This is a genomic window from Pseudomonas migulae NBRC 103157, from assembly GCF_002091715.1.
GTDB lineage: Bacteria > Pseudomonadota > Gammaproteobacteria > Pseudomonadales > Pseudomonadaceae > Aquipseudomonas > Aquipseudomonas migulae_A.
Genome location: NZ_BDAG01000042.1, coordinates 55,262 through 63,322, shown reverse-complemented (window position 1 = coordinate 63,322; position 8,061 = coordinate 55,262). Strand labels below are relative to the sequence as shown.

At 59.4% G+C, this 8,061-nt stretch carries 8 protein-coding genes; 2 read left to right on the top strand and 6 right to left on the bottom strand.

Features of this window, described 5'->3' with window-relative positions:
* Window positions 1-519 precede the first annotated feature (519 nt).
* Window positions 520-1,584: an alpha/beta fold hydrolase gene (locus tag PMI01S_RS25515; RefSeq protein WP_084322886.1), complete on the top strand. Its 1,065-nt coding sequence runs from the start codon at window positions 520-522 to the stop codon at window positions 1,582-1,584.
* A 75-nt stretch (window positions 1,585-1,659) separates the two neighbouring features.
* On the opposite strand, the gene PMI01S_RS25510 is transcribed toward PMI01S_RS25515, so the two are convergent.
* From PMI01S_RS25510 to PMI01S_RS25490, 5 genes are all read right to left on the bottom strand, one after another.
* A complete protein-coding gene (locus PMI01S_RS25510) occupies window positions 1,660-2,118 on the bottom strand; it encodes a metallophosphoesterase family protein (protein ID WP_084322885.1) in 459 nt (152 codons plus the stop codon).
* A 151-nt stretch (window positions 2,119-2,269) separates the two neighbouring features.
* Complete coding sequence (locus tag PMI01S_RS25505; protein ID WP_084322884.1) at window positions 2,270-3,415, bottom strand: agmatine deiminase family protein; 1,146 nt, start codon at window positions 3,413-3,415, stop codon at window positions 2,270-2,272.
* Window positions 3,416-3,438: 23 nt separating this feature from the next.
* Window positions 3,439-4,536, bottom strand: a complete 1,098-nt coding sequence (locus PMI01S_RS25500) for an extracellular solute-binding protein (protein WP_084322883.1) — start codon at window positions 4,534-4,536, stop codon at window positions 3,439-3,441.
* 1 nt (window position 4,537) lies between these two features.
* Window positions 4,538-5,446, bottom strand: coding sequence for an N-carbamoylputrescine amidase (aguB, locus tag PMI01S_RS25495; RefSeq protein ID WP_084322882.1), 909 nt, complete (start codon window positions 5,444-5,446; stop codon window positions 4,538-4,540).
* A gap of 4 nt (window positions 5,447-5,450) precedes the next feature.
* A complete protein-coding gene (locus tag PMI01S_RS25490; RefSeq protein ID WP_084322881.1) occupies window positions 5,451-6,503 on the bottom strand; it encodes an agmatine deiminase family protein in 1,053 nt (350 codons plus the stop codon).
* A gap of 133 nt (window positions 6,504-6,636) precedes the next feature.
* On the opposite strand from PMI01S_RS25490, the gene PMI01S_RS25485 reads away from it, so the two are divergent.
* A complete protein-coding gene (locus PMI01S_RS25485) occupies window positions 6,637-7,509 on the top strand; it encodes a LysR substrate-binding domain-containing protein (RefSeq protein WP_084322880.1) in 873 nt (290 codons plus the stop codon).
* A 139-nt stretch (window positions 7,510-7,648) separates the two neighbouring features.
* On the opposite strand, the gene PMI01S_RS25480 is transcribed toward PMI01S_RS25485, so the two are convergent.
* Window positions 7,649-8,029, bottom strand: coding sequence for a RidA family protein (locus tag PMI01S_RS25480; RefSeq protein ID WP_084322879.1), 381 nt, complete (start codon window positions 8,027-8,029; stop codon window positions 7,649-7,651).
* Window positions 8,030-8,061: the final 32 nt, after the last annotated feature.

The window sequence follows — 8,061 nt, the reverse complement described above, 5'->3', positions numbered from 1 at the left end:
GTGCCTGAGTGCCGGATGAAATTCAACTAACCAGAGAATTCCTTGGACACACGCTCGATAAATTCACGGCCAACGTCGATGCGAGAGTCGAGACCGGCAATGTAGCGAGGGAAGCAGCCTTTATCGTCCTGCAGTACGACAAAACTCCCCAGACGTACGCCCCCCTGTAGGAGCCGGCTTGCTGGCGATGACGTCCGTTCAGACGATCATCTTGTCGACTGACCCACCGCGATCGCCAGCAAGCCGGTTCCTACAGATGATTTGTGTAGTGCCTGAGTACCGGATGGAAATGAACGTAACTGTGATGGCGGAATTTTGCTGTCGTCGCCGTTGCGGAAGGATGTCGTTCCTGCGCCCCGCTATGTATCACTGTGTATCTGTCTATCCTCTTGATACATGAGTTTTCACCCGACCTGCGATTCGACACAGCCCAGACACGTCACCGCGTTCAAATGCACCCAAGGTTTCAAGGGGATCAGCCAGAACCCCTGGCCAACGGCTTGCAACGGAGACATCACTATGAAGATGGCACTGCAGAACAAAAACGGTAAAACCCACCGCCGTCTGGTCGGCGCATCGGTCCTCGCGTTCGCCCTGTTTGGCGCGATCGGTGCAGCCAACGCCCAATCGACTACCGCTGCACAGCCAGCCGCAATCAAGGCCGATGCCACTTACACAACTCCGTCCCCGTTCGGTCCGCTGAAGCACGTCAAGGCCGGACTGCTGAACGTGGCGTACGCCGAAACCGGCCCGGCCGATGGGCCGGTGGTGATTCTCCTGCACGGCTGGCCGTACGACATTCACAGTTATGACGAGGTCGCACCGCTGCTGGCCGCGAAGGGCTATCGAGTGCTGATGCCGTATGCGCGTGGTTATGGCGATACGCATTTTCTGTCAGAGAAAACCGTGCGCAATGGTCAACCGGCAGCCCTGGCCAGCGATGTCATCGACTTCATGGATGCGCTGAAGATCAAACAAGCCGTGCTCGGTGGCTATGACTGGGGCGCGCGTTCAGCCGACATCGTCTCGGCGTTGTGGCCAGAACGGGTCAAGGCACTGGTCTCGGTCAGCGGCTATCTGATCGGCAACCAGGCGGCCGGCAAGAACCCGCTGCCACCCAAGGCTGAATTGCAGTGGTGGTATCAGTTCTACTTCGCCACCGACCGCGGTCGCGCCGGGTACGAGAAAAACACCCACGACTTCGCCAAGTTGATCTGGCAACTGGCTTCGCCGAAATGGGCGTTCGATGACGCCACGTTCGACCGCAGCGCCAAGGCGTTGGAAAACCCGGACCATGTCGAGATCACCGTGTTCAACTACCGCTGGCGTCTGGGCATGGTTAAGGGCGAGCCTCAATACGAAGCGCTGGAGCAGAAACTGGCCACGGCGCCGTCGATCAGCGTGCCGACCATCACGATGGAAGGCGATGCCAACGGCGCGCCGCACCCTAACCCCGAGGACTACGCCAAGCGCTTTACCGGCAAATACGAGTTCCGGTTGATCAACGGCGGCATCGGTCACAACTTGCCGCAGGAAGATCCGAAGGCGTTCGCCAAAGCGGTGATTGATGCGGATCATCTTTGAGGTTGATCTGACCTTTCTCCGCCAGGCATCTTCACAACGACGGCTCGTTTAACGAGCCGTTTCTTTTTGTGAAAATCACTCCAGCAACGAGACCAGACGCGGCTCAATTGAAGCCTCAAGCACCTCCAGCAACGCCAGCGTCACCGGCAGTTTGAAGCGCCTGCGCCCCGCACTGCCGGGATTGAGGTAAAGCCGTTCGCCACGCCATTCGATGAGTGGCTTGTGCGAATGACCGGTGACCACCAGCTTGATGGCCACATCGAGTACGACCGGGACATCGGCGATGTCATGCACCAGCAACGTCTCCAACCCGTTGAGATCGAAACGCAAACTGTCTGCGAGATGTTCGGCCCAAGGGGCGTCCAGGTCATTGTTCCCGCGTACCACATGCAGCGGGGCGATCAACGCCAATTGATCGAGAACATCAACGCTACCGATGTCGCCCGCGTGAATGATCCGCTCACATCCCTGCAAAGCAGCAACGGCTTCCGGGCGGAGCAAGCCATGGGTATCGGAGATCACGCCTACTTTCATGCAAGGCTCCAGACGATTGTCGAGACTCAAAACACCGTGCTCGCGCAGTCAGTTCTTCCAGCAGCCAGAGAAGCGTTCGCAGACGGCATAACGCCTGTCCAGATCCGCCATGCGCGCCAACTGACTGCTCATACTTTGTGCCCGAACCTGTTTACTGATCGAGAAGTAGTACTGAAGCATACGGCTGGTGACTGGTCACACAATGTATACCGCCACCCCCAGCGGATATGGCGTCGATGTTCAGCTGTACCACCTCTCGATCCGGATAGAGTTGGGACAACAGATCGAAAGCTTTGGCATCTGCCGTCTCGTCACCAAACTCCGGCGCTATGACCGCGCCGTTGATCACGAAGTAGTTGATGTAGCCCGCCGCAAAGTCCGGGTTGCTGCGATTGAATTGGCTTTTTCGCGGATTCAGCGGTGGCGACACGGTATGGACCTGCAGCTTTCGACCATCGGCATCCGTGGCATTTTTCAAAATATCCAGATGGGCACGGGTGACCTTGTAATCGTATGACTCGGGGTCGTTGTCGAGGTTGGCGATCACCACGCCGGGCTTGACGAAACGGGCGTAGAAATCGACATGGGCATCGGTGATGTCTTTGCCTTTGATGCCCGGCAGCCAGATGATCTTGCGCAGGCCGAGACGGTCCTTCAGTTCTTGCTCGACATCGGCCTTGCTCCAGTCAGGGTTGCGATTGCGGTTGATCCAGCTGCTCTCGGTCATGATCCCGGTGCCGTGACCATCCACTTCGATACCGCCGCCCTCGCCCACCAGTTCGCTGCGCAGATAGCGGGCATCCGCCGTGTCGGCGACCTGAGCCGCCAGGCGAGCATCGTTGTCATGCTGTTGTTTATCGCCCCAGCCGTTGAAATTGAAATCCACGGCACCGAGCCCGCCTTGCCCGTCGATGACGAAATTGGCGCCGGTATCGCGCATCCAGATATCGTCGAGCCCGGTGGTGACGTAGGCGATATTGGAAGTACCGCAATGTTGTTCCGCCAGACTCCGCTCTTGCGGACGGCAGAAAACAGTGACCGGCTCATAGCGGGCGATGCTCCGCGCGATCCGACCAAGCGCCGCTTGCACGTCAGCCGTGAAGTCTTCCCAGATGGCCTCTTGTGCACCAAAGGCAATGAAGGCCCGCTCGTGTCGGTCGCCCTCATCCGGCATGCGCCAACGGCCCTGCGTCGCCGCGTGCACTGGCAGGAACATCAGGCCCAACCCGGAGGACGCTGCCGCGCCCACACTCACCAGTACCGATACCTGTTTGATGAAATCGCGACGCGTCGACATGCAGTGATCCTTTGAAAATTGACTCATTTCGCCGTAGCCGTCTTGAACTTGGTCCAGGTGCGCATCCGCGCGCGCATTTCGGACTGGGGAATGTCCTTGCCCGGAATCAGCCGCGCATAAGTGGCTTCATCTAGATAAATGTCCGGGTTGTTGCGCATCGTCGCATCGACGCTCGGACGTGCCTTGGCATTGGAAGTCGGGTAGCCGGTGAAGTTACTGATGGCCGCCATGTTCTCCGCACGCATGACGAAGTTGATGAACGCGTAGGCGTATTCAGGATGTTTGGCGTCGACCGGTATGGCCATGGTGTCCATCCACACCGTGGTGCCTTCACGGGGAATGCGGTACTCGAATTTCGTGTGCTTGCCGGCACTGTCTGACGTCCTTTGCGCCTGGGTCATGTCGCCGCTGTAGCCGAGCGACACGCACAGGTTGCCATTCACCAGATCGGTCACCGGTTGCGACTGGAACTTGCGGATGTGTGGCCGCAGCTTCATCAGCAGCTCACTCGCCGCCGCGAGGTCTTCGGGTTTGGCGCTACGCGGTTCCCGGCCCAGATAATTGAGCACGACGGCAAGCACTTCATCCGGTGAGTCGATCATCGAGATACCGCAATCGGCAAATTTGCCGACCAGCTCCGGTTTGAACAACATATCGAGGCTGTTGACCGGTGCATTCGGCAATCGCTGTTTGATCTGCTCATCATTGTAGGTCAGGCCGATGGTGCCCCACGTGTAAGGCACGGTAGCCTGACTCGACGTTTCATACTGGCGGCGCAGCTTCTGCAAACCGGGTTCGATGTCATCCAGCGCCGTGAGTTTGGTGCGATCCAGTGGCATCAGGCTGCCGGCGCGCATCAAGCGTTCCGCCACCGTATCGCCGGGGAAGATCAAGTCATATCCGCTGCCGCCGGCGAGCATCTTGGCTTCCAGTGTTTCGCTGCCATCCATGACGTCGTAGATCACCTTGATACCGGTTTCAGCGGTGAATCGGCTCAGGGTGTCTTCGGCAAAATAATCGGCCCAGTTGTACAGCCTGAGGGTTTTCTCTTCGGCGTGCAGCGACGACGAGGCAAGTGCCAGGCCCAAGGCGCCGAGCAATAGCGTGTGCGGAATACGCATATCAGACTCCTTGAGTGTTCCAGTGTGCATGAAGGTGACGACCGTCCTGACTCAACAGCGCGCCGTACATGTCCGGGCGGCGGTCGCGGTAGATGCCCCAGCTCAGGCGTTCTTCGCGCATGGCGGCCAGGTCGAGGCTGTGCACCAGCACGCCGGTGCTGTCACGGTCGGCCTCGGCGAGCAATTTGCCCTTGTGGTTGCAGATGAAGGACGAGCCGTAGAAGCTCATTTGCAAGGTCGGGTCGGTGGTTGCCGTTTCTCGGCCGACGCGATTGGCTGCTACCACTGGCAGGATGTTCGCCGCCGCATGACCGCGCATGGTCATCTGCCAGTGATCGCGTGAATCCAGTGCTGAGCAGCCAGGTTCAGAGCCGATCGCGGTGGGAAACAGCAAGACTTCGGCGCCCATCAACGCCAGGCAGCGCGCGGTCTCGGGGAACCACTGATCCCAGCAAATCCCCACACCGATGCGCCCGAACGCGGTGTCCCAGACCCGGAAGCCGGTATCGCCGGGGCTGAAGTATTCCTTCTCCTGATAGCCGATGGCGTTGGGGATGTGGGTCTTGCGGTACACCCCCAGCAGGCGCCCGTCGGCATCCGCCACGCTCAAGGAATTGAAGTATGCATTGCCGGCCTTCTCGAACCAGCTCAGCGGCAGCACCACGCCCAACTCCTTGGCCAATGCGGCAAAGCGTTTGAGTACGCGGCTGTAGCGGTATTCTTCAGCCAGTGCCAGATGCTTATGGCTTTGCTCGATGCAGAAATACGGCGTGGCGAAGAGCTCCTGCAACAGGATGACCTGAGCGCCCTTCGCAGCCGCCTCACGAACCAGCTGCTCGGCAAGATCGAGGTTATGGGGCAAGTCCCAGGTGCAGGGCATTTGGGTGGTAGCGATCGTCATCAGGGTCATGGCATCACCCCTTCACTGGCCAGGCGGGCTGCTGCTGGGTGATGCAATGCACCCCGCCGCCGCCATGGGCCAGGTGATTGATCCGCACCGGCACCACTTCGCGCCCCGGGAATGCCTGGGCCAATACCTCGGCCGCTGCGTTATCGGCATCAATGCCATAGGCCGGCATGATGATTGCGCCGTTGGCAATGTAGAAATTGGTGTAGGAAGCGCAGAACACTTCGGCTTCGGTGTCCACCGCATCAGTGGCTTCATAGAGTTCGATCAGCTCGAACTTGCGTCCTTGGGCATCGCTGGCCAGTTCCAGCGCGCGGCGATTCTCGCGGGCCACTTCGGCATACACCGACTGCTTGTCATGGGTGGCATCCACCAGCAACACGCCGGGGCGTGCGAACGCGCAAACGCCATCGACATGGCCGTCCGTCATGTCGCCGGTCACATAGTCCGGATCACCCGGCAGCCAGATGGTTTTCTTCACGCCCAGCAGACGCGTGAAGATCTCCTCCATTTCAGCCTTGTTCATTCCGGGATTGCGGTTGGGATTGAGCAACACCGACTCGGTGGTGATCAGCGTGCCCTCGCCGTCCACATGAATTGCGCCGCCTTCGTTGCTCAACGGTGTGCCAAAGCACGGCAAGCCAAGGTGATTCAGCGCCCGCCGCGCCAGGCCTTCATCCAGATCGTGCGCCGACTTGCCGCCCCAGGCGTTGAAGCGCCAGCTCACCCCGGCCAGGCCTTGTTGCGGGTGGCAGACGAAGCTTGGGCCGGAGTCACGGCACCAACTGTCGTTCACCTCCAATTCGATCAGCTCGATGCCGGGTCCACACAGCGCCTGGGCACTCGCCATCGCCGACGGATCGACCACCATTTTCACCGGTTCGAAACGGGCGATGGCGTTGGCCACCCCGGCAAAATCGTTCTGCACTTGCGCCAGGGTAACGCGCCAACCCGACTCCCAGAGTGCCTGGTTGTGCGGCCAGACCATCCAGGTCGCGGCGTGTTTTACCCATTCTGCCGGCATCCACCAGCCATTGTTTTGATGTGCGTGCTGCTGCATGTTAAAAGCCCTTAGTTAAGTCATTGTGTTCAATGAAAACTGCCTTGGCGGTCTTGGCATGCATGCTACGGCCGTAAAAACAGGCGAACAAACGATGGATTTTGCAGAAAAGTGATTAGAGGAACTTATCAATATGCTCAAGCATTGGCCGCCGCTCAGCACCCTTCGCGGCTTCGAAGCAGCCGCTCGGCTGGGCAGTTTTCACAAGGCCGCCGACGAGTTGCACCTGACTCAGTCGGCCATCAGCCAGCAGATTCGAACCCTTGAGGCGTACCTTGAGCAGCCGCTGTTTTTCCGCAGTGGGCGCAGTGTCAGCCTGACCGATGCCGGTCACGATTTGCTCAGCACCACTCAGGCGCTATTGCAGCAACTGGCGGTCGGCATTCGCCGTCTGGGGCAATACCAGAAACCCAACCAACTGGTGCTCAACACCACGCCGACGTTTGCCCGCCATTGGTTGTTGCCACGCCTCGGAGATTTTCGTCGGCAACATCCGGAAGTCGATTTGTGGATTTTCAGCACCGACGAAGTCCCGGACATGACCACCCAGACCATCGACCTCGCGGTACGCGATGACATCAGCTCCCAGGCCGAATGCAGCTTCAAGGTCCTGCACGCAGACCGCCTCTATCCGGCCTGTCACCCGGATGTGTTGGCGGTGCCCATCGAACAGCGCACCACCCTTCACGGCGAGCGCGAAATGGACTGGAGTCATTGGGCCGTGGAGGCTGGTATCGACGTGGGGCAGAAGGATCAGGGGTTGAATTTTTCCGATCCTGGCTTGCTGCTGGATGCGGCGTGCGCGGGGCTGGGGATTGCGTTGGTCAGTCAGTTACTGAGTCGGCAGGCGCGCGCCGATGGACTGTTGCAACCGTTGGTAGAGGAAACCATTCGCGGGCCGAACTGGGCGTTGTTGACGCATCGGGACAGCGAGAACAATCCGTTGGCGCGGAGTTTTGTCGAGTGGTTGCTGGACAACCTGGCACCCGCCAGCGAGACGATGTAACGAACAGTTTTCCAAAAAGCGCCATCGTTGCAGGAGCCGGCTTGCTGGCGATCGCATCACCGCGGTGTTCCTGAAAAACCGAGGCTTACTCAATCGCCAGCAAGCCGGCTCCTACAGGTCGTGTATCACGCTCGCGAACTCAGCCTTTGGCCGCCATTGCGGTGACTTCCACACGCATGCCTTCAACCGCCAGCGAAGCCACGCCAACCGCAGCGCGAACCGGCCACGGTTTGGCGAAGAAACGCGTGTAAACCTCATTGAACGCGGCGCGGTCGGCCATGTCGGTGAGGTAGATGGTCAGGTGCATGACGCGGTCCATGGAACTGCCGGCGCGCTCCAGCGCAACCTTCAATGCCTGCAACGTGCACTCGCTCTGCAGGGTGATGTCACCCAGTTCCAGGCTGCCATCGGCGCGGGTAGGGATCTGCGTGGAGACCAGGATACCGTTGAAGCCGGCAACGTCGGAGGAGATGGAATCCGCGTCGGGATCGGGAGTAAAGGTGATGTCTTGGTTGGCCATGGGGTTCTCTTGTTTGAGGGAATAAAAAGTGT

Excerpts from the sequence above, each read along its gene's own strand:
- PMI01S_RS25480 (WP_084322879.1), bottom strand. The coding sequence starts at position 8,029 with ATGGCCAACCAAGACATCACCTTTACTCCCGATCCCGACGCGGATTCC.
- PMI01S_RS25485 (WP_084322880.1), top strand. The coding sequence starts at position 6,637 with ATGCTCAAGCATTGGCCGCCGCTCAGCACCCTTCGCGGCTTCGAAGCA.
- PMI01S_RS25500 (WP_084322883.1), bottom strand. The coding sequence starts at position 4,536 with ATGCGTATTCCGCACACGCTATTGCTCGGCGCCTTGGGCCTGGCACTT.
- aguB (WP_084322882.1), bottom strand. The coding sequence starts at position 5,446 with ATGACCCTGATGACGATCGCTACCACCCAAATGCCCTGCACCTGGGAC.
- PMI01S_RS25505 (WP_084322884.1), bottom strand. The coding sequence starts at position 3,415 with ATGTCGACGCGTCGCGATTTCATCAAACAGGTATCGGTACTGGTGAGT.
- PMI01S_RS25515 (WP_084322886.1), top strand. The coding sequence starts at position 520 with ATGAAGATGGCACTGCAGAACAAAAACGGTAAAACCCACCGCCGTCTG.
- PMI01S_RS25490 (WP_084322881.1), bottom strand. The coding sequence starts at position 6,503 with ATGCAGCAGCACGCACATCAAAACAATGGCTGGTGGATGCCGGCAGAA.
- PMI01S_RS25510 (WP_084322885.1), bottom strand. The coding sequence starts at position 2,118 with ATGAAAGTAGGCGTGATCTCCGATACCCATGGCTTGCTCCGCCCGGAA.